We start from the raw sequence: 25,089 nt of genomic DNA, 5'->3' as shown, positions 1-25,089 counted from the left end.
TTCCGCGCCGTCCCTCGGCGGACCGAGGAGCGCAGGGCACCGACGTGCGCAGCACGTCGGCTCGCAGCCGGCGGAGCGTTTCTTTTGGTTACTTTTCTTTTCGCGAAAAGAAAAGTAACGCCCGACCAAGCGTCAGTCACCCGTGGCCGCTGTAGAGTCGAGCCATGCTCGACTGCGCGGTTCAACCCAGCATCTCCAGCCCGCGCACTTCGGTGATGCCCAGCCCCGGCACGTCGCTGATGCTGATCTCCGATTCGTTGAAATGCACGCCGCCGCTGACCGGGTCGAACTGGCCCAGTGACGGGCCGTCCAGGTCGACCTTGGTGATCACATCGCTCTTGGCAACCGCCAGGTGCACGGCGGCAGCCACGCTGATGCTCGATTCGATCATGCAGCCGATCATGCACGGCACGCCGTAGATGCCGGCGATGTCGGCGATGCGGATCGCGTTGGACAGGCCGCCGGTCTTCATCAGCTTGATGTTGATGATGTCCGCGGCGCGCTGCTGGATCAGGTCCATCACCTGGCTCGGGCTGAACACGCTTTCGTCGGCCATCACCGGCGTGTTGACGCGGTCGGTGACGTACTTCAGGCCGCTGATGTCAGCCGCCTTCACCGGTTGCTCCAGCAGCTCCAGCACCACGCCGGCTTCCTCCAGGGTGCGCATCGCATGCACCGCCTGCTTGGCAGTCCAGCCCTGGTTGGCGTCCAGACGCAGCAGGGCGCGGCCTTCGACGGCGGCGTGGATCGCCTTGACCCGTTCAATGTCCAGGCCGATGTCCTTGCCGACCTTGATCTTCAGCGACTCGAAGCCGCGGTCGATCGCCGACAGCGAGTCGGCCACCATCTTGTCGATGTAGTCCACGCTGATGGTGATGTCGGTGGTGATCACCGGGTCGCCGCCGCCGAGCATCTGGTACAGCGGCGCACCGTGCAGCTGCGCCCACAGGTCGTACAGCGCGATCTCCACCGCGGCCTTGGCGCTGGTGTTGCGCTCCATCGCGGTCTGCACCAGCCCGCACAGTCGGTTGAGGTTGACCAGGTCCTGGCCGATCAGGCGCGGAGCGATGAAGTGGCGGATCGCTTCGATGATCGAGCCGTGCGTATCGCCGGTGATCACTGCGGTGGCGGGGGCTTCACCGTAGCCGGTGTGGCCGGTGTCGGTGCGGATCAGTACGACCACGTCTTCCACGGTCTCCACCGTGCGCAGGGCGGTCTTGAACGGCGTCTTCAGCGGCACGCGCAGCATGCCCAGTTCGATGGCGGTGATCTTCATTCAGGAGTCTTGGCGCGCAGGCGCTGGATGTTGGTGATGCGGTCGATGTAGCGGACGGTATCGCTGGCCATCATCGGCTCCAGCGGCGTGACCGAAACACCATTGAGGTGGGCCTGTACGCGCTTGCCGTCAGCACCGAACCAGCTGCCGCCCGCCGTATCGTGGATGACCCAGGTGCGGCCGTCGACGTGGCCGATGGCCATCATCACGTGGCCGGGGATGTAGACCAGATCGCCCACCTGCAGGTCGGCGACGGCACGGTCGCGCAATGCCTTGCCGTCCTTGCTGGTGAACGGCAGGCGATCCAGTGCGGGGCTGACCGCCTGTGCACTGGTATTGCGTGGCAGCAGCACGCCGAAGCTGCGGTAGATCTCGGATACGAACCCGCTGCAGTCGCGGGTGTCGTAGTCGTGGCCCCAGCCGTAGCGTTCGCCGAGGAACTTGAAGGCCTGCTGCAGCAGCAGGCGCGGGGTCAGCGGCAGGTAGTCGGCGGCGGTGTCCTGCGAGCGCGGCAGCAGGGCCGGTACCAGCTTCAGGCGGCCGTCGGTTTCGCGCACCGGCAGCTGCACTACCCACGAGGCATGCGCCTGCTGGCCGTTCACCGGTTCGGCGGCGGGCCAGTCGGCCAGCACCGGCAGGCGCACGCCCATGTCCAGCTGCAGGCGCGAGACGCGCGGTTCCTCTGGGGTGTAGGCGGTCTGTGCGGTGGCGCCGGTGATGATCCGGTACGGTCCCTGCGCGCCGTAGCCGAGCACCGTGGCCTTGTCGCCGCTGGCAATGGCATCGGCCTCGATCCATGCGCTGTAGCGCTCGCTGTGCACGAACAGCCAGCGGCCGTCGGCACTGCGATGGACCACGGCGACCTTGTCACCGGGGAACAGTGCCGATTCCTGGAAGCGGTCGATGTCGGTGTCACCGACGGTGCTGAAGACGCGCTCGCGGGTGGGGAAGGTGCGCAGTGCGGCACGCTTCACCACCAGCCCGTAAGCCGGTGCTACCTGGGTGGGAATCGCATCGAGGCCGAGGTTGGCTTCGATGCCGCTGCGTAGCGCGGGGGCGATGGCCTGGCCCTTGTCGTCATAGAGGGCGCGGGTGGGCCAGCTCGACAGCACGGTGATGCTGGCACGCACCGCCGCCGCATCAAGCTGGGCGGGCAGTGCGGCGATGTCCTGGATGTGGCTGTCCTGCGCCCGCATCCGTGCGTTCTGTGCCTCGATCTGTGCGCGATCCAGGATCGGCGCATCGGCGTTGTCCAGGCGCGCGGCCCAGTATTGCGGGGTCAGGTAGGCCTCGTGCAGGCCGATCACATAGGGCAGCGGCGCACCCTGATCGGGCGGTGGTGCCGCCTGTGCAAAGGCCGGTGCGGCCAGCAGGCACAGGGCCAGGGTCAACCGGCGCGGCCAATGCCGGTGCCGTTCGCGGGAAGCCAGGATCATGCGCAGCACACCCTCCTCGAATGCCTTTTGGAATATTTATTCCTTTCGGCATAGAAAGCAAGAATAAATTATTGACCGACATCCCGGCCCGTGTTACACAGCCATTACCACCCGCGCTGGGGAAGTGTCGCTGTGGAGTCTGCCGTTCGCAAACCGCGTCTGCCTGCCGCCGCCGGCCTGTGTGCCGCGCTGCTGCTGTGGGCGTCTGCCGCGCAGGCAACGGATGGGCATGGCAGCCAGCAGCGGGCGCGCCAGGCGCAGGTGATCGACCTGATCGACAGCGGTCGCTTCAGCGATGCCGAAGCGTTGCTGGCAACGGCAGGCGATAGCGCCGAAGGGGCCTTCCAGCGCGAGCGCATGCGCCGCATCCGCCTGGATTTTTCCCTCGACGAGACCGCGGCCAAGGCGGCCGTGCGCCGTTGGATTCCCGACCTCACCGACGAGGAGTTCGCGCGGTGGGATCAGCTCGGCCTGATCGAGCATCTCGACATCGATGGCACGCGTTGGTATTTCAAGCGCGCACCGTCGAACCTGTTCCTGCTCAGTGACGAAGCACGCGCACGCCGCCGCGCGGATGCACCGATGTCACCGCTGGGCCCGAACGAAGTGCTCAACGCGCACCACGCGCGCGTGCTTGCCGCGGCCGAACAGAGTGGCCAGGCGTCGGTGCTGCCGCAGCGCATTGAATTCACCCAGTCGCTCACGGTGAAAGCCGATGCCGTCCCGGCCGGCGAAACCGTACGCGCCTGGATTCCCTACCCGCGCGAGATTCCCGGCCAGCAGGAGCAGGTGCAGTGGCTGGGCAGCACACCGGGCAAGGCGCGCGTGGCCCCGGCCAGTACCCTTCAGCGCACCGCCTACCTGGAAGCCAAAGCAGTAGCCGGCAAGCCGACCCGGTTCGAGATCCGCTACGCGGTGACGGTCTTCGCGCGGCACACCGCGATCGATCCGGCGAAGGTGCAGGCCGCGCCGAATGATCCCGCATTGAAGCCTTACCTGGCCGAACAGCTGCCGCATGTGCGCTTCACTCCGGCGCTGAAGCTGTTCTCCGACCAGGTGCTGCAGGGCGAAACACGCCCCTATGAAGTGGTGCGCAGGCTGTTCGCTGCGGTCGATCGTATTCCGTGGGCCGGTGCACGCGAATACTCCACGCTCAGCAACATCAGCGATCATGCGCTGCGCGCCGGCCATGCCGACTGCGGCCAGCAGACCCTGCTGCTGATTGCGCTGCTGCGCCTGAATGGCATTCCCGCGCGCTGGCAGTCGGGCATGGTGTTCTCCGACGACGGCAGCGGCTACAACAACCTGCACGACTGGGGGCAGGTCTACCTGGCGCCGTACGGCTGGCTGCCAATGGACGTGACCACCGGCGCGCTGGTCAGCGATGTGCCGGCGCTGCGCGACTTCTACCTGGGTGGCCTCGATGGCTACCGCATCGCCTTCAACGACGATTTCGGCCAGCCCTTCGTGCCGGCCAAGCAGCACTTCCGCTCGGAAACGGTCGACTCGCAGCGCGGCGAGGCCGAGTGGGCAGGCGGCAACCTGTACTTCGACCAATGGAGCTACGACTTCCAGTGGCGGGTACTGCCGGCCAGGCAACGCTAGCGCGACACATCACATTCCACACCATTCAATTCTTGCAGGAGAGAGCAGGGGATGAAGGCTTACAGCATCAAGCGGGCGGCGTTGTGCGTCGCCCTCGGGGCGTGTCTGGGCGTCGTGCTGCCCGGCATCGCGATGGCACAGAACGTGAGCGGCGCAGTCGCCGGCCGTGCAACCGCCGGTGACCAGGTGACCGTGGTCAGCAGCAGCACCGGCCTGACCCGTACCGTCACCGTTGGCGCCGATGGCAGTTACCGCCTCGGCCAGTTGCCGGTGGGTGACTATCAGCTGCAGCTCAGCCGCGATGGCCAGAAGCTCGGCGATCAGGTGTCGGTGAGCGTTGCCGTCGGTGGTACCACCACGGTCAACCTGGCCAGCGGCGGCGGTGTCACCAACCTGGATGCATTGCAGGTGCTCGGCACCCGCGTGATCAACCGCGTGGATGTCTACTCCACCGAAACCTCGTTCAACATCAACCGCCAGGAGATCTCGCGGTTGCCGGTGGCTCAGGACCTGTCTGCGGTCGCGCTGATGGCGCCTGGCGTGGTCGGTGGCAACTCCTCATTCGGTGGCCTGTCGTTCGCCGGTTCATCGGTGGCCGAGAATGCGGTCTTCATCAACGGCCTGAATGTCACCGACATGTATACCCGTCGTGGCTTCAGCACCGCGCCGTTCGCGTTCTTCAACGAGTTCCAGGTCAAGACCGGTGGCTACTCGGTCGAGTTCGGCCGCTCCACCGGTGGCGTGATCAATGCCGTGACCCGTTCGGGCAGCAACGAATTCGAGGGCGGTGTTGAAGTCACCGCCGAGCCCAGTGCGTGGCGCGCCAGTGGCGGCGATCATTTCCACCGCGACGGCACCCCACATTCCTACGGCAGCCGCGACAACAACTCCTTCCTGAAGACCAACGTCTGGGGCTCGGGGCCGATCATCAAGGACAAGCTGTTCCTGTTCGCAATGTACGAGGACCGCAGCGACAAGGGCCACAACACCTCGTCCGATGGCAGTACCTGGTTCAAGAACGATTCCGGCAACGGCTTCTGGGGCACCAAGCTGGACTGGAACATCAACGACAACCACAGCCTGGCGCTGCTGGCGTTCTCCGACGAGGGCGACGTCACCAATGCCTCGTACGGCTACAACTGGAATGCCGACCGGCTCGGTGCCTGGGGCGGCGACTCGGTCACCGAGACCGGCGGGCGCAACTGGTCGGCCACCTACACCGGCCACTTCGGCCAGAACTTCACCGCGCGCGCCATGGTCGGCCAGAACAAGCAGCGTGCCTTCACCAACTCGTCGCTGGACCAGGCCTGCAGCCCGGTGTTCACCGACAGCACCTACGGCCCGCGGCTGGGCAAGCTGCAGGGGCTGCGCGCCGGCTGCCACCCGACCGGCGCGGCGGTGGCCGAACGTGATGACACCCGCGATGTCGCGCGCCTGGACTTCGAATGGCAGCTCGGCGATCACCTGCTGCGCTTCGGTGTCGACCGCGAACTGATGACCACCAAGCAGTCCACCCGTTATCCAGGGCCGACCGAGCTGAGCTACACCGCCTACGTGGCGCGGCCCGGCGATGAAGTGTGGGATGGCGCCAACGCCTATGTACCGGCCGGCGTCACTGAGATGCTGCGTGCACGCAACCGCCGTTCGGGCGGTACTTTCGAGACCGAGGCCAATGCCTTCTATCTGGAAGACATCTGGAACATCACCCCGAACCTGATGCTGAACCTCGGCGTGCGCTGGGACCGCTTCGAGAACCGGACCGCCGCCGGCAAGGCGTTCATCAAGATGGACGACCTGATCGCGCCACGCGTCGGCTTCTCGTGGGACATGCGCGGTGATGGCAGCACCAAGCTGTTCGGTAACGCCGGCCGCTATTACCTGCCGGTCACCAACAACATCAACGTGAATTTCGCTGGTGGCCTGACCGACGAATACAGCTATTACGTGCTCAACGGCTGGGAGCAGAAGACCTCGCCGACCGGCTCGCCGTACATGGCACCGATCGTCGGCCAGCAGATCGGGCCGACCGACACCCGCATGAACACCGGCGGTGCCGACCTGCGCCAGAGCGTGGACCGCGACCTCAAGGCGGTTTACCAGGACGAGTACATCCTGGGTTTCCAGAACATGATCAACCAGGCCTGGTCGTGGGGCGTCAACGCCACCTACCGGCGCATGACCCGCGCGCTGGATGACATCCGCATCAACTACACCCCGTGCGGCCCGACCCCCAGCACGTTGTGGCCGATCGCCAACCCGGGCGAGAGCCTGACGATCTGGGGCGACAAGAGCATCGGCTGTGCCAACGAAGGCTGGATCACCATCGACACCGCCAACAGCGGCTATCGAAAGGGCGGCAGTGGCGAGGTGATCGGCTACTCCAAGCCCAAGCGTACCTACAAGGCGCTGGAGTTCCAGATCGACCGTGCCTGGGACGAGAAGTGGATGTTCAACGCGTCCTACCTGTGGTCGAAGAGCGAAGGCAACTTCGAAGGCCCGGTGAACTCCGATACCAATTACGGTGACACCGGCATGGTGCAGTTCTGGGACCACCCGGCCACCAATGAACGCTATGGTGTTCTGTTCAACGATTTCCGCCATCAGTTCAAGCTGCGTGCCGCGTATGCGCTGAACAAGCAGTGGTCGTTCGGCACCACGCTGCAGGTGCAGTCCGGTGGCCCGATCACCGCCTACGGCGTGATGTGGCCGAACGACTCCATCGCCGGTGGCAGCACGTCCAGTGAAGGCAGTGGTGGTGGCACCGGCTGGCTGTGCGTCGCCAACTGTTCGGGCCCGTACAACCAGCGCCAGTTCGAGTACAGCCCGCGCGGCGCATTTGGCCGCCTGCCGTGGACCTGGACCATGGGCGCCAACGTGACCTGGCGCCTGCCGGTGGAGGGTATCGACCTCAGCGCCCGGTTGTCGGTGTACAACCTGTTCAACAACCAGAAGACCATCAACGTGCACCAGCGCTACGAGGCGCAGCCCGGCCAGTACCGCGAGGCGACGTTCGCTACCGGCACGCGCTGGCAGGCACCGCGCTATACCCAGCTGGTGGTGACCTGGAACTTCTGAGGCCACGCTCCGCGCCGTCCATCGTGACGGCGCGGGCAATGGAGGGGCCGCCCGCATGCACCACCTGCTGATCGTCGCGGCGGCACTGGCCGCACCGTCCGCTTCGTCGGTCGACAACGCAGCCATCGAGGCCGACATCGCGGCCGTGGTCCAGGCCGAGCATCTGCCCGGGCTGGCGCTGGCGGTGGTCGAGAACGGACAGGTGGTCCATCGCCATGCAGAAGGCACGCGCGGCGATGGCGGCCGCATCGATGAGGACACGCTGTTCAAGATCGCGTCCAACAGCAAGGCGATGACCGCTGCGCTGCTGGCGCGACTGGTGCAGCAGGGCAGGCTGCACTGGGATGATCCGGTGCAGCGGCATCTGCCGGGTTTCCGCATGCACGATGCGTGGGTGGGCGAGCAGATGCAGGTGCGTGACCTGTTGATCCACAACAGCGGCCTCGGCCTGGGCGCCGGTGACCTGATGCTGTGGCCGGAGCCGAACGCGTTCACCCGTGCCGACATCATCGCCGGCTTGGCGCATCTCAAGCCGGTCAGCAGTTTCCGCAGCCGCTATGCGTACGACAACCTGATGTACGTGGTGGCCGGCGAAGTGGCGGCGGCGGCCGGTGGCAAACCGTATGACCAGCTGATGCGCGAGCAGGTATTCGAGCCGCTGGGCATGACGCGCTGCCAGGTGGGTACGTGGTCGGTGAAACGCGTGGGCAACGTGGCGCAGCCGCATGCCTGGCGCGGTGATCGCAATGAGGTCGTGAACGCCGATGCTGCGATCAGCCCGGACCTGCCGTCGATGGCGGCCGGCGGCATCCGCTGTTCGCTGCGCGACATGACACGCTGGATGCAGGTGCTGCTGGATCCCGCGCTGGTGCCGGACTGGCTGGGCAGCGAGCAGCGGCGCACGCTGTGGACCCTGCACATGCCGATGCCGCTGGGTGAACGCCAGCGGCGCTGGGACAACGCGCATTTCTACGGCTACGGCTATGGCTGGCGCGTGTCGGACATGGACGGGCAGTGGAAGGTGGCGCATACCGGCACGCTGTCAGGCATGTACTCATCGCTGGCGTTGCTGCCCGACCGCAGGGTGGGCGTGGTGATGCTGATCAACGGTGAAGGCGAGGATGCACGCACGGCGTTGATGCAGGCGATGCTGAAGCGCTTCACCGCACCAGGCGATACGCGCCCGGCGATGGAGTACCTGGCCGAACTGAAGGCTGACCAGGCAGCGCAGGCAGCATCTGGCCACCAACGGCCAGCGACCGCAGCCGCACAGCCGGCAAGCGGAGACGACCTGCCGCGTTGGCAGGGTCGCTACAGCGATCCCTGGCTGGGGCCCGCATCGCTGTGCCCGGGCAAGGACGGCCTGCGCTTCAGCGTGGACAGATCGCCGCGCCTGCACGGTGCCGTGCTGCAACTGCAGGAGCGCTGGCTGCTGCGCTGGGATACGCTGGGCGATGACGCGCAGGCGTGGCTGCAGCCAGGTGAAGGCCCGGCACCGACACTGGACCTGCGTGCAATCGATCCCGACATCGACTTCAGCTATGACTTCCAGGACCTGCATTTCACTCGCACTGGCGACTGCCCTGGCGGCGACCGCCAACGCCGCTGAACCACCGCGCGTTTCGCCTGCCACCGATGCGGCCGATGCAGGGCTGGTGGAGATCCGGTCGGTGGCGCCGCGTATCGACATGGATATCCGCTACGCCGGTGCCAACAACTTCACTGGTGCGCGCGTGCCCGGCTACGAGGCGCCGTCCTGCTACCTGTTGGCGCCGGTGGCGAAAGCGCTGGCGCAGGTGGAACAGGATCTGCGAGCGCAAGGCTTTGGCTTGCGCCTCTACGATTGCTATCGGCCGGTGCGCTCGGTGCAGGCCTTCATGGCCTGGGTGAACGATCCGGGCGAACTCACGCGCAAGGCGCTGCAGTACCCGGACCTGGACAAGCCGCGCCTGCTGGCCGATGGCTACATCGCCGAGCGTTCGGGCCACAGCCGTGGTGCGACGGTTGATCTTGGGTTGCTGGATTGCCGCAGTGGCAGCTGCACGCCGTTGGACATGGGTACCGACTTCGATTTCTTTGGCCCGCGCGCGCATACCCAGACCAGCGGGCTGAGTGAGGCGCAGCAGGCGAACCGGCGGCAACTGGTGCAGGCGATGGCGCGCCGTGGTTTCGTCAACTATCCGCAGGAGTGGTGGCACTACACCCTGCAACCCGAGCCGGATCCCGGCACCGCGTACGACGTGCCGGTGCTTTAGGGGTTATCGGCAGGGCTGCGCCCTGCACCCGCTACAAGCCAGAGCAACAGCAACAGCAACAGCGTGCATTCCGTGGGATGGCGGGGTGGGTCCGGTGGCGGGAGACGCCGTAAACCCATCCCTGGGGGCTTGGCCGCGGCATCCATGCCGCGGACACTCCCGCCACCGGACCCACCTCGCCTTCGACAGTGGGTCGCTGCTGTTGGTAGGTGTCGACCTTGGTCAACACGGCCGATCCACGCCATGCGTGGATGCTCTTCGTTCAATTCTCGAAATATTCGATTTCGATTGGGATTCATCCACGCATGGCGTGGATCTACCACCAACCGTCATCAGGAATCTGTCGGAGGTGGGGCGGTGTGGGTGGGCAGGACCGTTGGCGCCATGGATGGCGCCATCGAGCCCCCAGGGATGGGTTTACGGCGTGTCCTGCCCACCCACATCGTCCCGCCAAACCATCAACAGTCCAGAGTCGCTTTGGCTTTGGCCGTTGCCTGAAGCCTCTGCGGGTGCAGGGTGCAACCCTGCCGATACCCTTACACTGGCCGCATTCCCACCGCTGCGTACCCGATGAACCTTCCCTTGCACTTCGGCCTGCTCGGCACCCTGGAAGCCGGCGCCATCGCCCTGCTGGTCGGCCTGCTGGTGTACTTCCTGTGGTCGCGGTTGTGCCGGCTGCTGCACTGGTCGATGGGGCATGCCATCGGCTGGGCCTGCGTCATTTCGGTGGTGGCTTCGGCCGGCATCGATGCGTGGAAGCTGTTCTACATGGGCATCGTGCGGTTGGAGTCACCGCTGTACGCGCGCCTGTTCCTGTCCACCATCCATGATCCGAACGAACTCGGCAGCCGCGTGGTGCTGGAAATCGCCGGCGCGCTCGCCGGTGTTGCGCTGGGATGGGTGATGTTCAGTTCGCGGTCATCGGCCCAGACCGCGAACTGACGCAGGTTTTTCGTTCGTTGCCGGTTAAATTCCAGCGCGCTGAATGCGCAGCTTATGAGCCACTCACTCCGCGCTAACCACCGTGCTAAAGCATGCGCGGTGGCGAGTGGTTAATCGTGCGTGGTGATGCCGGTCGCGGCGCAAAATCGATTCAGAAAGGCGGTGGCAGGGTAGGTGCCGTGCGGAGACAACACGCCGCGCAACACCACCCAATCGGTAGGAGACACCCCTGATGACTATTCGCAACCGCAAGCCCCTGATCGCCCTGATCGTCGCCGCCGGCAGCGTGCTGGCCATTCCGGCGATGGCGCAGTCGGCCAAGCAGCAGGCGGCGCATGCGCAGAACGAGGCCGCGCAGGCCCAGCAGGCGGCTGCACAGGCCGGCCAGGCCGCTGACCAGGCGACCAATGCGGCCGCAGCGGCGTCGGCGCAGGCCAGTGGCGGTGGCCAGACCTGGGCCAGCATCGATACCGATGGCAACGGCACCATCAGCAAGTCCGAGGCACAGGTGAACGCGGGCCTGGCCCAGGTGTTCGACCAGGCCGACACCAACAAGGACGGCGAGCTCAGCGCCGACGAGTACAAGGCCTACGTGGCCGCCCAGCAGGCCGGCGCCGGCGGCGCAGCGCAGGGTGCGCAGGGCCGGTAAGGCCTGCATCGGGGCGTATGGGAACCCGGGCGGCTTCGGCCGCCCGGGTTTTTTTCGTCACCATGGCCCCTGTATCCTTGCGCAATGAACACCTCCACGCCTGCGCCGTCGCGCGCCATCGGCCTGGTCGGTTTTGACGGTGACGACACGCTGTGGAAGAGCGAGGACTACTACCGCAAGGCCGAGCAGGATTACCTTGACCTGCTGTCGCGCTACGTCGACGTGCATGACACCCAGACCGCGCGCCACCTGCTGGAAGTGCAGCAGCGCCACCTGGGCACCTTCGGCTACGGCGTGAAGAGCATGACGCTGTCGATGATCGAAGCGGCCATCGACATCACCGGCCAGCGCATCGAGGCGAAGGACATCCAGCGCATCCTGGACATCGGCCATGACACCCTGCGTCACCCGGTCGAGCTGATCGACGGCGTGCGCGAGGCGGTGGCGGCGATCGCCGAGCACTATCCGGTGGTGCTGATCACCAAGGGTGACCTGTTCCACCAGGAAGCGAAGATCAAGGTCGCCAACCTGGCCGAGCTGTTCCCGCGCATCGAGATCGTCTCGGAGAAGGATCCGGAAACCTACGCCCGCGTGCTGGCCGAGTTCGACCTGCCGATGCAGCGCTTCGTAATGGTCGGCAACTCGCTGCGTTCGGACATCGAGCCGGTGGTGACTCTGGGCGGCTGGGGCGTGCATACGCCGTACGCAGTGACCTGGGCCCACGAGACCCAGCACGGCGTGGCCGACGACGAACCGCGCATGGTCACTGCCGATACGGCCCACGACTGGCCGGCCGCACTGGCCGCGATCGAGGCCAAGGCCGCCGCGGCGGCCTGACAGGACCCGGCGGCTGCGGCAGAATCGGTGCATGAACGTCCGACTGCGCGCGCTGTTGTTGTCCCTGCTGCTGGCGCCGGCTACCGTGCTGGCCCAGCAGACCGCCGAGCGTTCGGCTGCGTATGAGGTGGAAACCGGTGACAGCTGGATCGATGCCCAGCTGCAGGACATCAATCACTACGCCGAGCGCTACCCCGATGCCTTCCTCGATGAGGTGTCGCGCTATGCCGACGTGCCGCGTGGTTACGTCAGTGCGCTGTTCACCACTCACGGCTGGCAGGCCGGGGACATCTACTTCGCCTGTTTCTGGGCCAAGGCCAGCGGCCAGACCTGCCGCGACAGCGTACGCGCCTTCAGCCAGGACCCGGAGGGCGGCTGGGAAGCGGTGGTGAAGCGCATGTCCGCCAAGCCGGACAACCTGCACTACCGCGTCGTGCGCCATGCCATCGTGGCCAGCTACGGGCATTGGGACCGGCCGATCACCCTGGATGCCACCCTGAAGCGCCAGCTCAAGCGGTAGTGCCGGCCGCTGGCCGGCAACTGCATCATTCCAGGCATCCGGAGATTGCCGGCCATCGGCCGGCGCTACCGATTTCCGTCATGTTGCTCTGCATATCGCCGTCGCGCCGCGCTCCGGCGACAATACGGGTCCGAGCTGTTCCCCGTTCCCGTAATCGAGTGACTGATGAGCGCCTCTTTCGTTTCGCCTGATGTGATCCGCCGCCTGTTCGCACAGGCCATGTCCCGCATGTACCGCACCGAAGTGCCGCTGTACGGCACGCTGGTGGAACTGGTGGAGCGGATCAACGCGCAGGTGCTTGCCCAGGACCCGGCGTTGGCCGCGCAGCTGCAGCGCAACGACGAGCGTGCACGCCTGGACGAAGAGCGCCATGGCGCGATCCGCGTTGGCACCGTGCAGGAACTGGCCACGCTGCGCCGCCTGTTCGCGGTGATGGGCATGTTCCCGGTGGGCTACTACGACCTGTCGGTGGCCGGCGTGCCGGTGCACTCCACCGCATTCCGCCCGCTCACCGGCGCCGCGCTGGCACAGAATCCGTTCCGCGTGTTCACCTCGCTGCTGCGCCTGGAACTGATTGAAGACGAAGCGCTGCGTGCCGAATCGGCGAAGATCCTTGCGCGCCGCCGTATCTTCACCGAGGGCGCACTGGCGCTGATCGACCAGGCCGAGCGTGACGGTGGCCTGTCGCAGGCCGACGCCGAGCGCTTCGTCGGCGAAGCGCTGGAAACCTTCCGCTGGCACGGTGATGCCACGGTCGATCTGCCGACCTACCACGCGCTGCACAACGCGCACCGCCTGGTGGCCGACGTGGTCAGTTTCCGTGGCCCGCACATCAATCACCTGACACCGCGCACGCTGGACATCGACGCTGCGCAGGCGGCGATGATCGAACACGGCATGGCGGCCAAGGCGGTGATCGAAGGCCCGCCGCGCCGTGCCTGCCCGATCCTGCTGCGCCAGACCAGCTTCAAGGCGCTGGAAGAAGCCGTGCATTTCCCGGACAGCGAGGGCGGCGATGCCGGCACCCATACCGCGCGCTTCGGCGAGATCGAGCAACGCGGGCTTGCGCTGACCCCGAAGGGCCGCGCGCTGTACGACCAGTTGTTGTCGCAGGCACGCGAGGCCGGTGGCGAAGGCAGTACCGGAGGCGACTACGGCCAGCGCCTGCAGGCGGTGTTCACCAGCTTCCCCGATGACCACGACACCCTGCGCCAGGAAGGCCTGGGTTATTACCGCTACCAGCTGACCGACGCCGGCCGCGTCGCGCCCGAGCGCGTGGCCGATCTGCCGGCCGAAGTGCTGGTGGCCACAGGCCTGGCCACCGCCGACCCGATCGTCTACGAGGATTTCCTGCCGGTCAGCGCCGCGGGCATCTTCCAGTCGAACCTTGGCGGCGAAGAACAGCGTGCCTATGCCGCGCATGCCAACCGCGAGGCCTTCGAACAGGCGCTGGGCGTGGCGGTGAACGACGAGTTCGAGATCTACGAGCGGCTGCAGGCTGAATCGCTGGCGGCGCTGCGCGGGTAAACCGGGACATCCGCCGGGCATGGCCCGGCGCTACCAAGGTGTGATGCGGCGGTAGCGCCGGGCCATGCCCGGCGAACCGGTGGCAATCAGCCCTTCATCGTACCGGTATCCAGCCAACGCTGGTGCCACGACAGCGCTTCCGGCAGCAGGTGCGGGGTGTGCTTGCCGTAGCTCTCGCGGCTGGCGCGGTCGAAGTAATCCTGCAGCTGCGGACGGAAATCCGGGTGTGCGCAGTTGTCAATCAGCACCTGCGCGCGCTTGCGCGGGGTCAGGCCACGCAGGTCGGCCAGGCCCTGTTCGGTCACGATCACCGACACGTCGTGCTCGGTGTGATCGACGTGGCTGGCCATCGGCACGATCGCCGAGATGGTGCCGTTCTTCGCGGTTGACGGGCTCAGGAACGCCGACAGGAAGCCGTTGCGGGCGAAGTCACCCGAACCGCCGATGCCGTTCATGATGCGCGTGCCCATCACGTGCGTCGAATTGACGTTGCCGTAGATGTCCACCTCGATCATGCCGTTCATGCCGATGCAGCCAAGGCGGCGCACCAGTTCCGGGTGGTTGGAGATCTCCTGCGTGCGCATGATGATGCGCTCGCGGTAGAAATCGATGTTCTCCTTGAACGTCTCGTTGGCCTGCGGGCTCAGCGCGAAGCCGGTGCACGAGGCGTAGCTCAGCACGCCGTCGCGCAGCAGGTCCAGCATGCCGTCCTGGATCACTTCGGTGAACGCGGCCAGATCGCGGAAGCCGCTCTTGGCCAGGCCGGCCAGCACCGCATTGGGAATGTTGCCCACGCCCGACTGCAGCGGCAGCAGGTTCGGCGGCAGGCGCCCCTTCTTCACTTCGTGCTGCAGGAACTCGATCAGGTGCGAAGCGATCTGTTCGCTGGTGGCATCGATCGGGCTGAACGGGCTGTTGCGGTCCGGGCCATTGGTACGCACCACGGCCACGATCTTGTCCGGGTCGCAGCGCAGCGCGGTGTCACCGATGCGGTCGTTGGCATTCACCAGCGGAATCGGCTTGCGGTGCGGCGGCAGCGCGGTGCCGTAGTAGATGTCATGCATGCCGTCGACGCCGGCCGGCTGCCATTCGTTGACCTCGACGATCACCTTCTTGGCCAGGTCCAGCCAGGTCTTGTTGTTGCCGACCGAAGTGGACGGCACCAGCGAGCCATCCTCGCGGATGGCCGAGACCTCGATCACGGCGGTATCGATCTCGCCGTAGAAGCCGAACCACACGTGCTGGGCAACGTGGCTGAGGTGGATGTCGATGTAATCCAGCTTGCCCTCGTTGATGCGGTTGCGCGCATCCGGGTCGCTCTGGAACGGCATGCGCATGGCGATGCCATCGGCCTTGGCCAGCGCGCCATCGAGTTCCGGTGCAGTGGAGGCGCCGGTCATCAGGCTGATCTGGAAGGGCTGGCCCTGGGCGTGCACCGCTTCGATGCGGCGGGCCAGTTCGACGGGAACGGCCTTGGGATACCCGGAGCCGGTAAAGCCGCTCATGGCCACGGTTTCACCGGGCTGGATCAGCGCGGCTGCGGCCTCTGCGGAGACCACGCGGTCACGGAGACGCGCGTTGGCGATGCGATCAACAGACATGACGACACGTGTTGCTGGGGGGAATCCCGATTATCGGCCATCCTCATCCGTACGGGGGGTTCTACCTTCGTGGAATGGCTTTTCCCGCAGGGGTCACCCAAACCCGCCGGTTTTGTTTTGCAGTGCAGCGTGCAAAGTGCTTTCGGAGCCCGCACGATGGCCCTGCATCCCGACGTGGGGGAGGGAGCAGAGCCCGCTGGCAGTTCGCTGCAAGCGGGCTTTTTTATTGCCTGCCGCCCAGTATGAATACGCGGTTCCCATTATCGGTAGTGTCGGCCGCTGGCCGGCAACCCCGGTAACCTTCGGCATCATCGGATTTGCCGGCCAGCGACCGGCACTACCAGGTCATCGGATCTGCCGGCCAGCGGCCGGCATTACCAGGTCCGTTGTGTCCCGACCGGGTCGATACAATCAGGGCATGACCCTCGCCCCCGCCGAACTGTCCGCCGCCCTCCAGCCCGTTGTCGACCGCGCCCTGTCGCGATTGGCCCAGGTGATGCCTGAGCCCGCCCCGGCTGAGCTGCAGCCGCTGCTGACCCGGCTGGCGGTGGCCAGCGACTTCGCCCTGGATACCCTGGTGCGGCAACCGGCACTGCTGGCGCAGCTGGCCGCCCCCGGTTGCCCGCCGATCCCGGCGCCGGTGCTCGACCCGCTGCAGCCCAGCGACTGGCCGGCGCAGCTGCGGCGCTGGCGCACCGCGATGTCGACGCGGCTGATCTGGCGCGACCTGGCCGGGCTGGACGATGTGGCACAGACCCTGGCCGGCGCCACCACCCTGGCCGAGGATTGCCTGCGGCTGGCGCTGGACGCCCTGCAGCAGGAATTCGCCCAGCGCCACGGCGTGGTCCGTGATGGCGAAGGCGCCCCCCAGCAGCTGGTGGTGTTCGGCCTCGGCAAGCTCGGCGGTGGCGAACTCAACTTCAGTTCCGATATCGATCTGGTCTACGCCTACCCGCACGGCGGCGAATCCGACGGCCCGCGCGCGCTGGCCGCCGAAGAGTATTTCGCCCGCCTCGGCCAGCGCCTGGCCAAGCTGCTGGATGAAACCACTGTCGATGGCTTCAGCCACCGTGTCGACCTGCGCCTGCGCCCGTTCGGCAGCGCTGGCCGCGTCGCGCTCTCGTTCGCGGCGATGGACCAGTATTTCCAGCGCGAGGGCCGCGATTGGGAGCGCTATGCGTGGCTGAAGGCACGCGCGGTGGCCGGCGACATCGAGGCCGGTGAAGCGTGGCTGCAGACCCTGCGCCCGTTCGTGTACCGCCGCTACCTGGATTTCACCGCGCTCGACGGCCTACGCGAGATGAAGGCGGCGATCACCGCCGAAGTCGCGCGTCGTGAACTGCATGAAGACATCAAGCGCGGCGCCGGTGGCATCCGCGAAATCGAGTTCCTGTGCCAGGCGCTGCAGCTGATCCGGGGTGGCCGTGAGCCGGCACTGCGCGAACGTCGCCTGCTGGTGGCGCTGGACGCACTGGTGGCCGCCGGGCAGATCGCGCCCGAGGATGGCAGTGCGCTGCGCGAGGCCTACCTGTTCCTGCGCCGGCTGGAAAACCGCCTGCAGATGCTGCGTGACGCGCAGACCCACGTGCTGCCCAGCGACGCGCTTGACCGTGCGCGCATCGCCGTCGGCCTGGGCTACCCGGACTGGGACGTGCTGCGCGCGGCACTCACCGGGCAGCAGGAACGGGTCAGCACCGAGTTCGCCGCGCTGCTGGCACCGCGCAAGGGCCAGGCCGCGCCCGACGCGCTGGCCAACTACTGGCGCAGCCTGCCCGAGGGCAGCAACGCGCCGCTGCTGGCCGAAGCCGGGTTCCTCGATGCCAACGGCGCTGACCAGTCGCTGCGCGATTTCGCACAGGGCACCGGTGTGAAGTCCTTGTCCGATGCCGCGCGTGCACGCCTGGATCGCGTGCTGCCTGCGCTGCTGCATGCCGCCACGCGTTCGCCGCAGCCGGATGCCGCGCTCAAGCGCGTGCTCGGCCTGCTGCAGGCGGTGCTGCGCCGGACCAGCTATCTCGCGCTGCTGGACGAGCAGCCCAGCGCGTTGGCGCGGCTGGTCGATGTGCTGGCGCGCAGCGCGCTGCTTGCCGAGCGCCTGGCGGCGTATCCGCTGCTGTTGGACGAACTGCTGGACGTACGCGTGTCCGGGCCGATGCCCGATGCCGCCGGCATGCTTGCCGAGTGCCAGCAGGTGCTGGCGGTGGAAGATCCCGAATCCGCGCTGCGCTGGCTCAATGAAACGCGGCTGGCACTCAGCTTCCGCATGGCGATGGCCACGTTGGATGGCCGCCAGGGCGCGGTGGACAGCACCCGGCAACTGGCCGAACTGGCGCAGGCGGTGGTGGTCACCGTGTTGGCGATGGCTGAAGCGGACATGCACGCCGCACACGGCGAGATTCCCGGCGGGCGCTTCGCGATCATCGGCTACGGCAGCCTTGGTGGGCTTGAACTGGGCTTCGGTTCCGACCTGGACCTGGTGTTCCTGCACGACAATCCGGCCGGCGTGGACGCCAGCGATGGTGCGCGTCCGCTGGAGCCGGGACGCTGGTATGCGCGCCTGGCGCAGAAGGTGATGGCGCTGCTCGGTGCAGTCACCGCTGCCGGGCGCCTGTACGACATCGACGTGCGCCTGCGCCCGGATGGCGGCAAGGGGTCGCTGGTGTCTTCGTTGGCCAGTTACACCGAGTACCAGCGTGAGCGCGCATGGACCTGGGAACACCAGGCGTTGGTGCGTGCACGCGGCGTGGCCGGTGATGCCAGCCTGCTGGGTGACTTCGAACAGGTGCGTACACAGACGCTGGGGCGTGAGCGCGACACGGGTGTGCTGTATGCCGATGTGCTGAAGATGCGCGGCCGCATGCGCACCGAACTGGACCGCAGCGATGCCGCGCGGCTGGACCTGAAGCAGGGTGCCGGTGGCGTAGTGGACCTGGAGTTCCTGCTGCAGACCGGTGTGCTGGCGCGCAGTGCGCAGCATGCGGCGCTGCTGAAGCCGCGCGATACGCCCTCGTTGATCGATGCGCTGGCGGTTGCCGGCTTCCTGCCGGAAGACACGGCGCGGGCGTTGCATGGAGCACATGCCACGTTGCTGGAGGTGGGCCTGGCCTGCACGCTGGACCGTCGTCCGCGACTGGCGCCGACCACGCCCGCGATTGAAGAGGCGTGTGCCGCGATTACGGCAGCGTGCAGAGCCGCGGAGTTGCCGTTCGCCTGAGTGGCGGATGGCGGAGGTCTGCAGTTGGTACCTGCCGGATCAATGATCTGACCGTTGGCCTGCTGTTGGTAGGTGCCAACCTTGGTTGGCATGAGTGCCAAGCGCCAACCAAGGTTGGCGACTACCGGATCAATGGCCCGGCGATGCCCGCTCGTGGTGGGTGCCGACCGATGGTCGGCACGCTGTCAGTGGTGATGAACTCCGATGGAGCGTGCCAACCAAGGTTGGCACCTACCAGAGCATGTGCGGTCAGCTGGTCGCGCGCAGCGGCGCCATCTTCCACAGCAACGCGCGGAACGGGGCCAGCAGGCACACGCCGATCGCCAGCTTCACCGCCAGGTCGCCGGCGGCCCAGCTCATCCACGGCAGGGCGGAACCGGCAAACGCGATCGACCAGAAAATGGTGGTATCCACCGTCGCGCTGCAGGTGGTGGCCACCATCGGTGCGCGCCACCAGCTGCCACGGCGCAGGCGGTCGAACACGGTGATGTCCAGCAGCTGGGCCACGATGAAGGCCGAGCACGAGGCAATGGCGATGCGCGGCGTGGCCACCCAGATCGACAGCAGCACCGCCACCAGGAAGCCGATCCACGCCACGCGGCGCGCCGGGCCCGGGCCGAAGCGGCGGTTGATCAGGTTGCTGACCAGGAACGCCACCGGATAGCTGAAGGCACCCCAGGTCAGCCAATCGTTGATCGGGTACTGCACCAGTACGTTGGACAGCAGCACCACCGCGCCCATCGCCAGCACCGCCAGCACCAGGGCGCGCGGGGTCAGCGGGGCAAACACAGGGGCAGGACGCACGGACATGGCGAGCCAGGGGGACAAAGGGGATCGCCCATTATCCGCCCGGCCCACCGCAAAGCCAAAACCGGTTGTTCAGCTTTACAGCGCTTCGCTCATCACGTCGCCAGCGGCGTAGGCGGTCGGCACATAGGCCAGCGCCTGGCCCTGCGCGCTCTTCACGGTCCAGCCGGCACCGGCCTCGGTCGGGTCGAAGCGCACCTGCTGGCCAACGACGAAGCCGACGATCGGGTCATCGCCTGCAGCCGCCGGCCATTGCAGCGTTGCGGTCTGGTCGGCCTTGCCGGGCACCTGCAGGTGCACCTGGCGATCACCGGCTGGCGTGGTAGCGACCTGCTTCACCTCCATCGGCGGCAGCGGCACCGCCGGCGTGCGTGCGGCGACCTTGCCGTTGCGCTCGCTGGCCTTGAACGGGGCCTTGGACAGTTCGGCCAATCCCATCGACGTGGCCAACGGAATCGACAGCACGATCAGCGACGTGACCAGCACGCTGGTCTGGCCGCTGTTCAACTGCGGCGCGGCGCCGGCATGGGCGGTGGGCACCAGCAGTGCCGAGAGCAGCAGGGCGGACGCGGGAACGCGCAGGTAACGGAACATGGAGACCTCCTGGTATGGGTGGGGACGGCGGCTCAGCGCCGGGTATCGAAAATGTCGCGCGGGCCGGTGGCCTCGGGCAGGTATTCCAGCGGGCGGCCCTGGTTGTCCTTCACCTGCCAGCCCTGGTCGGTGCCGGTCGGCTCGAAGTTCACGGTCTGTCCCACGGTGAACTGCACGGCGGGATCGCCGGGGCGCTTCGGCCACTGCATCGACGCGGTGTTCTGCGGGTTGTTGGCATCACGCAGCAGTACTTCGCGGCGGCCGTCAACGGTGGTGGCGATGGCGCTCACCTGCATCTGCGGCAGCTTCACCGATGCGCCATGGCCGGGCGGCAGCCCCGCATCCTGGGCTTCCCTGGCAGCGGCGGCGCGCGCCGAAGCCACCAGGGGCGCGGACATTTCCAGGCTCGGCCCCTGCGGACCCGGGTCCTGCAGGATGATGATGCGGCGTTCGGCATGGGCGGTGCTCGCGCCGAACAGGCCGGCAACAATCACCATCGGCATCAGGGAAACCAGCAGCGGACGCATGTCGTTCTCCTTGCGGGATTCAGGGCGTGGCGGCAGCAGCACCGGCCACCGGCACATGGGGGATCACCAGTTCCTGCTGCAGCTGGCTGCGCTGGTGCAGGAAGTCGAACACCGATTCCACCGTCACCACCGAATAGTTGCCGGAGATGCGTTCGCCGGCCGGATGGTCGGTGGTGGTGGCGTTGGCTACGAACAGGCGCGCACCCACGCGCTTGCCCAGGCCGATATGCAGCACGCTGGGCTGGTACTTCTGCTGGCGCAGCCACTGCTGCGCCTGTTCGCGCTTGACGATGACCGGGGCGCCGTCGGCCTGCGCCATCGCCGCCGCCAGCACTTCCAGTACCCACTGGTTGGAGTTCTGGTAGTCGGTGGCGAAGGGGTAGGCGACCACGTTGTACCTGGTCTCGTGCAGCGCCTTGGGCTGGATCGAGGGCGACACCAGCATCGCCTTCAACGCCGCGCGCAGTGGAGCCGAGGGCACGCCGATGCGCAGGTCGGTATGCCCGCCGCTCTCGCCGACGAAGTTGCCGAGGCCTTCGTGGTACAGCTGCGAGCTGTCGGTCTTGCAGCGGTTGAGCAGGTGCATCGCGCGCCAGCGGCCATCATCCTCGCGCACCAGGAAGGCCAGGTGGCTGTGACGCAGGCCGTAGCGGCTCAGGTCCTGGCCACCGCGCGCGGCGACCACCACGTCCACATCGGGCAGCGCATCCAGGCGCTCGGCGGTGGTCCAGGCTACGTCCAGCATCGCTGCCTGCGAGGCGACGCTGGGGTAGCGCTCGCGGCATTCGGTGCTGTTGGCCCATGCAGATGCGGTCGCCAGCAGGCTGGCGGTCAGCAGGGCGGCGCGGGGCAGGCGGGAGAAACAATCCATGTCGGTACCTTCAACGGCGGGCAGGCCCGCGCGCCGATCATACGCCGCTCAGCGCAGCGGGCGGTCCAGGCCCTTGCGCTGGAGTTCCTTGTCGCAGGCCTCGCTGATCGGCGCGATCGGCAGCGGCGGGCGCTCGCCCGTCTTCGGATCGCGCAGGGCCGGCTGTTCGCGGTATGCGTCCAGCTGCTGCTGGCATTGATACGAGATCGGATCCAGCTCGGTGGGCGTGGTGGAGCAGGCAGCGAGCAGGGCCAGCGGCAGCAGGAGCAGGGTGCGCATGAAGACGTTCAGCGTGATGGGGGGAAGCTGGACTCTAACCGTGCAGCCGGATCGAAATGTTCAGAAATCGCTGCGCACCCGGGCAGTGCCGGCCGCTGGCCGGCAACGGTGTTCGGTAATGCGTGCCGTGTTGCCGGCCAGCGGCCGGCACTACCCCAATGCCAGGCGCTGCTTCACCTCTGCCGCCACCCGCGCGGTCTCGCGCAGTGGCTCGATGCGGTCGTACTGCCAGTCCAGCCAGTGCGCCTGCAGCCGCCCGCGCTCGCGCAGCTGCTGCTGGAAGCGTGCCAGGCGGCCCTGCACGGTATCGGCCAGCGCCACCATCACCGGCATGCGCGTGGCGCAGGCTTCAGAGAGCAGGTTCACCGAATCGGGCGAGACCACCACGCGGTTGGCCCAGCCGAGCAACCCGCCATAAGGGTTCACACCGTCGCCGCCATCGCCCCAGATCACGTGCGGCAGGTCGGCGAACGTCGCGCGCAGGATCTCGGCCAAGGCCGGCGGCGTGCGTCGCGAGGTGGTGGCCAGCAGGCTGCCGCCTTCGCTGCGGATCTGATCGGCCAGCACCCGGAACACGCCGACCATCCGCGCCTCGTCCCAGGGCGCCAGCGGGGTTGGCCCACCCACCAGCAGCGCGGTGCGCGGGCCGGGCAGGGTGCTGAAGCCGGCGAAGGCAGCGCGGCCCCACGCCAGCCAGTCATCGTCCACCGGGTTGAGGCTGCCGAGCAGGGTCAACACATTGCTGCCGCGCAGGGCGTCGTGTTCGGGCACCACCACCACATCCCAGTGGCGGGCGTTGATGCGCGGGTCGAGGATCTGCACCACCTGGCTGCCACGGGCGCGCAGCACACGCAGCGCGCCGGCGGCCTGGCGGCCACAGCCGATCGCCAGCGGCGGGGCCTCGGCGGCCAGTGTCGCGAAGGCCTCGCCGTAGCCATTCACATCGCCCGGCAGGCGCCGTGGTGAGACCCAGCGCCAGGGGGCGCGGGGCTGCAGCACCAGCGGCCGATGGGTGCCCTGGCGCAGCGCCGAGGCCAGCGCGACCGCCTGGCGGACATTGCCCGCGCGGCCGTCGGTGACCGTCCAGGGCGCACTCGATCGTTTCACCATTGGCATTAATTCGTTTCAGCCCTGCTGGGTGTTGCAACAGTCGCGACACTCTACACTGCGGCTCGTCGTTTCGCCCCGCGCCGCCCGCGGGCACTGACTTCCCTTAGCCGCCCTGGAGATCCACCGATGTCCCACGCGCTCGACGCTGCTGCCCTCGACCAGCTGTTCCGTACTGCCCGCACCCAGAACGCCTTCCTCGACAAGCCGGTCCCGGCCAGCCTGCTGCAGGAGCTGTACGACCTGGTGAAGTGGGGCCCGACCGCCGCCAACACCACGCCGGCCCGCTTCGTCTTCGTCACCTCGAAGGAAGCCAAGGCAAAGCTGGCCCCGGCCCTGTCCGAAGGCAACCACGACAAGACCATGGCCGCCCCGGTCACCGTCATCATCGGCTTCGACCTGGACTTCCACGAGAAGCTGCCGTACCTGTTCCCGCACACCGATGCCAAGGCCTGGTTCGACGGCCCGCAGGAAGGCCGCCACGAAGCCGCCATCCGCAACGGCAGCCTGCAGGGCGCTTACCTGATCCTGGCCGCACGCGCGCTGGGCCTGGACGCCGGTCCGATGTCGGGCTTCGATGCGGCCAAGGTGGATGAAGCCTTCTTTGCCGGCACCTCCATCAAGTCGAATTTCCTGGTCAACCTGGGTTACGGTGACTCGGCGGGCCTGTTCCCGCGTCTGCCGCGCCTGTCGTTCGACGAAGCGGCGCGCATCGCGTAAGTCGTTGTATCGGTTTCGGGCCTGCCGTCCCGTGGCAGGCTCTTGCTGCACCGTGTACCCACCCTACGATCCGGAGAGTTCCTGAGATGAGCGCCACCCGTAAACTGCTGCTGCCGCTGGCCCTGACCCTGGCCATCGCCGCCTGCTCCAAGCCGGCCGACACCGCTGCCCCGGCTGCCGATGCCGCCGCCCCGGCCACCACCGAGCAGGCCGCCACCCCGGCTGCCGATGCCGCTGCTGCCGCCCCGGCCGCCGAAGCGATCAAGATCGCCTCGGGCACCTACAAGCTGGACCCGACCCACACCGACGTGCTGGCCCAGTGGAGCCACTTCGGCTTCTCCAACCCGAGCGCGCACTTCGGCAACGTTGAAGGCACCCTGGTGTACGACGCCGCCGACGTGACCAAGTCCACCGTGGAAGTGAAGCTGCCGCTGAGCGGCCTGAACAGCTTCACCGCCAAGTTCGACGAGCACCTGAAGAGCGCCGACTTCTTCGACGCCGCCAAGTTCGCCGATGCCACCTTCAAGAGCACCAAGGTGGAAGCGGCTGGCACCAACAAGCTGACCGTCACCGGTGACCTGACCATCAAGGGCATCACCAAGCCGGTCACCCTGGACGTCACCGTCAACGGCGGCGGCGAGCACCCGATGGCCAAGGTTCCGGCCGCCGGCTTTGACGCCACCACCACCCTGAAGCGCAGCGATTTCGGCGTCGGCGCGTATGCCCCGAACGTCAGCGATGAAGTGAAGATCCGCATCACCACCGAAGCCACCGGCGAAAAGCCGGCTGCTTGATGCACCCCGCTCACTCGTCGTGAGAAGGCAGAAGGCCCGCTGAAAAGCGGGCCTTCTTTTTGGGTTCCGGGGAACACGCGTTGGTAGATGCCAACCTTGGTTGGCACACGGGCACTCCGCAGGCCAACCAAGGTTGGCATCTACCGGTTCAATGCGGGGCCGGAGAGTGCTTTGGTAGGTGCCAACCTTGGTTGGCACACGGGTAGTCCGCAGGCCAACCAAGGTTGGCCACTACCGGTTCATGCGGGGCCGGAGAGTGCCTTGGTAGATGCCAACCTTGGTTGGCACACGGGCACTCCGCAGGCCAACCAAGGTTGGCCACTACCGGTTCAATGCGGGGCCGGAGAGTGCTTTGGTAGGTGCCAACCTTGGTTGGCACACGGGTAGTCCGCAGGCCAACCAAGGTTGGCCAATACCGGTTCATGCGGGGCCGGAGAGTGCTTTGGTAGGTGC

General features: G+C 67.0%; 21 protein-coding genes. 12 read left to right on the top strand and 9 right to left on the bottom strand.

Annotated elements, in window-relative coordinates; all coding sequences use genetic code 11:
* Positions 1-181 precede the first annotated feature (181 nt).
* Positions 182-1,276, bottom strand: coding sequence for a dipeptide epimerase (locus tag AC5P57_RS21595; protein ID WP_142807105.1), 1,095 nt, complete (start codon positions 1,274-1,276; stop codon positions 182-184).
* Positions 1,273-2,712, bottom strand: a complete 1,440-nt coding sequence (locus AC5P57_RS21590; protein ID WP_262235203.1) for a C40 family peptidase — start codon at positions 2,710-2,712, stop codon at positions 1,273-1,275. The genes AC5P57_RS21595 and AC5P57_RS21590 overlap by 4 nt, the downstream gene beginning before the upstream one ends.
* Before the next feature lie 132 nt (positions 2,713-2,844).
* Here AC5P57_RS21590 and AC5P57_RS21585 point away from each other — a divergent pair, with 132 nt between their 5' ends.
* From AC5P57_RS21585 to hglS, 9 genes are all read left to right on the top strand, one after another.
* Positions 2,845-4,317 (top strand): transglutaminase-like domain-containing protein, encoded by a 1,473-nt coding sequence (locus tag AC5P57_RS21585; RefSeq protein WP_262235204.1) that lies wholly within the window; start codon positions 2,845-2,847, stop codon positions 4,315-4,317.
* A gap of 51 nt (positions 4,318-4,368) precedes the next feature.
* Complete coding sequence (locus tag AC5P57_RS21580; protein WP_262235205.1) at positions 4,369-7,392, top strand: TonB-dependent receptor; 3,024 nt, start codon at positions 4,369-4,371, stop codon at positions 7,390-7,392.
* Between the two features lie 55 nt (positions 7,393-7,447).
* Entirely contained in the window at positions 7,448-9,001 is a 1,554-nt protein-coding gene (locus tag AC5P57_RS21575) for a serine hydrolase domain-containing protein (RefSeq protein ID WP_262235206.1), read from the top strand.
* Positions 8,934-9,647: a M15 family metallopeptidase gene (locus tag AC5P57_RS21570; RefSeq protein WP_262235207.1), complete on the top strand. Its 714-nt coding sequence runs from the start codon at positions 8,934-8,936 to the stop codon at positions 9,645-9,647. The genes AC5P57_RS21575 and AC5P57_RS21570 overlap by 68 nt, the downstream gene beginning before the upstream one ends.
* Before the next feature lie 570 nt (positions 9,648-10,217).
* On the top strand, positions 10,218-10,589 hold the full coding sequence (locus tag AC5P57_RS21565) for a hypothetical protein (protein WP_099551332.1): 372 nt from the start codon (positions 10,218-10,220) through the stop codon (positions 10,587-10,589).
* A gap of 232 nt (positions 10,590-10,821) precedes the next feature.
* Positions 10,822-11,238 carry an EF-hand domain-containing protein gene (locus AC5P57_RS21560; RefSeq protein ID WP_099551331.1) on the top strand — a complete coding sequence of 139 codons (417 nt, stop codon included), beginning with the start codon at positions 10,822-10,824 and terminating at the stop codon, positions 11,236-11,238.
* Positions 11,239-11,322: 84 nt separating this feature from the next.
* Entirely contained in the window at positions 11,323-12,075 is a 753-nt protein-coding gene (locus AC5P57_RS21555; RefSeq protein WP_049397778.1) for an HAD family hydrolase, read from the top strand.
* Positions 12,076-12,106: 31 nt separating this feature from the next.
* A complete protein-coding gene (locus AC5P57_RS21550; RefSeq protein ID WP_099551330.1) occupies positions 12,107-12,595 on the top strand; it encodes a hypothetical protein in 489 nt (162 codons plus the stop codon).
* Between the two features lie 165 nt (positions 12,596-12,760).
* Complete coding sequence (gene hglS / locus AC5P57_RS21545; protein WP_262235208.1) at positions 12,761-14,122, top strand: 2-oxoadipate dioxygenase/decarboxylase HglS; 1,362 nt, start codon at positions 12,761-12,763, stop codon at positions 14,120-14,122.
* Between the two features lie 86 nt (positions 14,123-14,208).
* Here hglS and scpC read toward each other — a convergent pair whose 3' ends face one another.
* On the bottom strand, positions 14,209-15,723 hold the full coding sequence (gene scpC / locus AC5P57_RS21540; protein WP_099551328.1) for a succinyl-CoA:acetate CoA-transferase ScpC: 1,515 nt from the start codon (positions 15,721-15,723) through the stop codon (positions 14,209-14,211).
* Positions 15,724-16,141: 418 nt separating this feature from the next.
* On the opposite strand from scpC, the gene glnE reads away from it, so the two are divergent.
* Positions 16,142-18,937: a bifunctional [glutamate--ammonia ligase]-adenylyl-L-tyrosine phosphorylase/[glutamate--ammonia-ligase] adenylyltransferase gene (glnE, locus tag AC5P57_RS21535; RefSeq protein ID WP_262235209.1), complete on the top strand. Its 2,796-nt coding sequence runs from the start codon at positions 16,142-16,144 to the stop codon at positions 18,935-18,937.
* Positions 18,938-19,186: 249 nt separating this feature from the next.
* Here glnE and AC5P57_RS21530 read toward each other — a convergent pair whose 3' ends face one another.
* From AC5P57_RS21530 to AC5P57_RS21505, 6 genes are all read right to left on the bottom strand, one after another.
* Positions 19,187-19,747 carry a queuosine precursor transporter gene (locus AC5P57_RS21530; RefSeq protein WP_099551326.1) on the bottom strand — a complete coding sequence of 187 codons (561 nt, stop codon included), beginning with the start codon at positions 19,745-19,747 and terminating at the stop codon, positions 19,187-19,189.
* Positions 19,748-19,822: 75 nt separating this feature from the next.
* On the bottom strand, positions 19,823-20,338 hold the full coding sequence (locus AC5P57_RS21525) for a hypothetical protein (protein WP_142807114.1): 516 nt from the start codon (positions 20,336-20,338) through the stop codon (positions 19,823-19,825).
* Positions 20,339-20,370: 32 nt separating this feature from the next.
* Positions 20,371-20,865, bottom strand: coding sequence for a hypothetical protein (locus AC5P57_RS21520; RefSeq protein ID WP_099551339.1), 495 nt, complete (start codon positions 20,863-20,865; stop codon positions 20,371-20,373).
* Positions 20,866-20,884: 19 nt separating this feature from the next.
* Positions 20,885-21,736 (bottom strand): DUF2145 domain-containing protein, encoded by an 852-nt coding sequence (locus AC5P57_RS21515; RefSeq protein WP_495219776.1) that lies wholly within the window; start codon positions 21,734-21,736, stop codon positions 20,885-20,887.
* A gap of 48 nt (positions 21,737-21,784) precedes the next feature.
* Complete coding sequence (locus AC5P57_RS21510; RefSeq protein ID WP_099551323.1) at positions 21,785-22,015, bottom strand: hypothetical protein; 231 nt, start codon at positions 22,013-22,015, stop codon at positions 21,785-21,787.
* 150 nt (positions 22,016-22,165) lie between these two features.
* Complete coding sequence (locus AC5P57_RS21505) at positions 22,166-23,125, bottom strand: mitochondrial fission ELM1 family protein (RefSeq protein WP_099551322.1); 960 nt, start codon at positions 23,123-23,125, stop codon at positions 22,166-22,168.
* Between the two features lie 126 nt (positions 23,126-23,251).
* On the opposite strand from AC5P57_RS21505, the gene AC5P57_RS21500 reads away from it, so the two are divergent.
* Positions 23,252-23,842 (top strand): malonic semialdehyde reductase, encoded by a 591-nt coding sequence (locus tag AC5P57_RS21500; RefSeq protein WP_004139510.1) that lies wholly within the window; start codon positions 23,252-23,254, stop codon positions 23,840-23,842.
* Positions 23,843-23,928: 86 nt separating this feature from the next.
* Positions 23,929-24,636 carry a YceI family protein gene (locus AC5P57_RS21495; RefSeq protein ID WP_099551321.1) on the top strand — a complete coding sequence of 236 codons (708 nt, stop codon included), beginning with the start codon at positions 23,929-23,931 and terminating at the stop codon, positions 24,634-24,636.
* Positions 24,637-25,089 lie beyond the last annotated feature (453 nt).

Source organism: Stenotrophomonas sp. YJH_SMC_79, assembly GCF_059367995.1.
The sequence above is the reverse complement of the archived record's forward strand: the minus strand, read 5'-3'. Positions and strand labels throughout refer to the sequence as shown.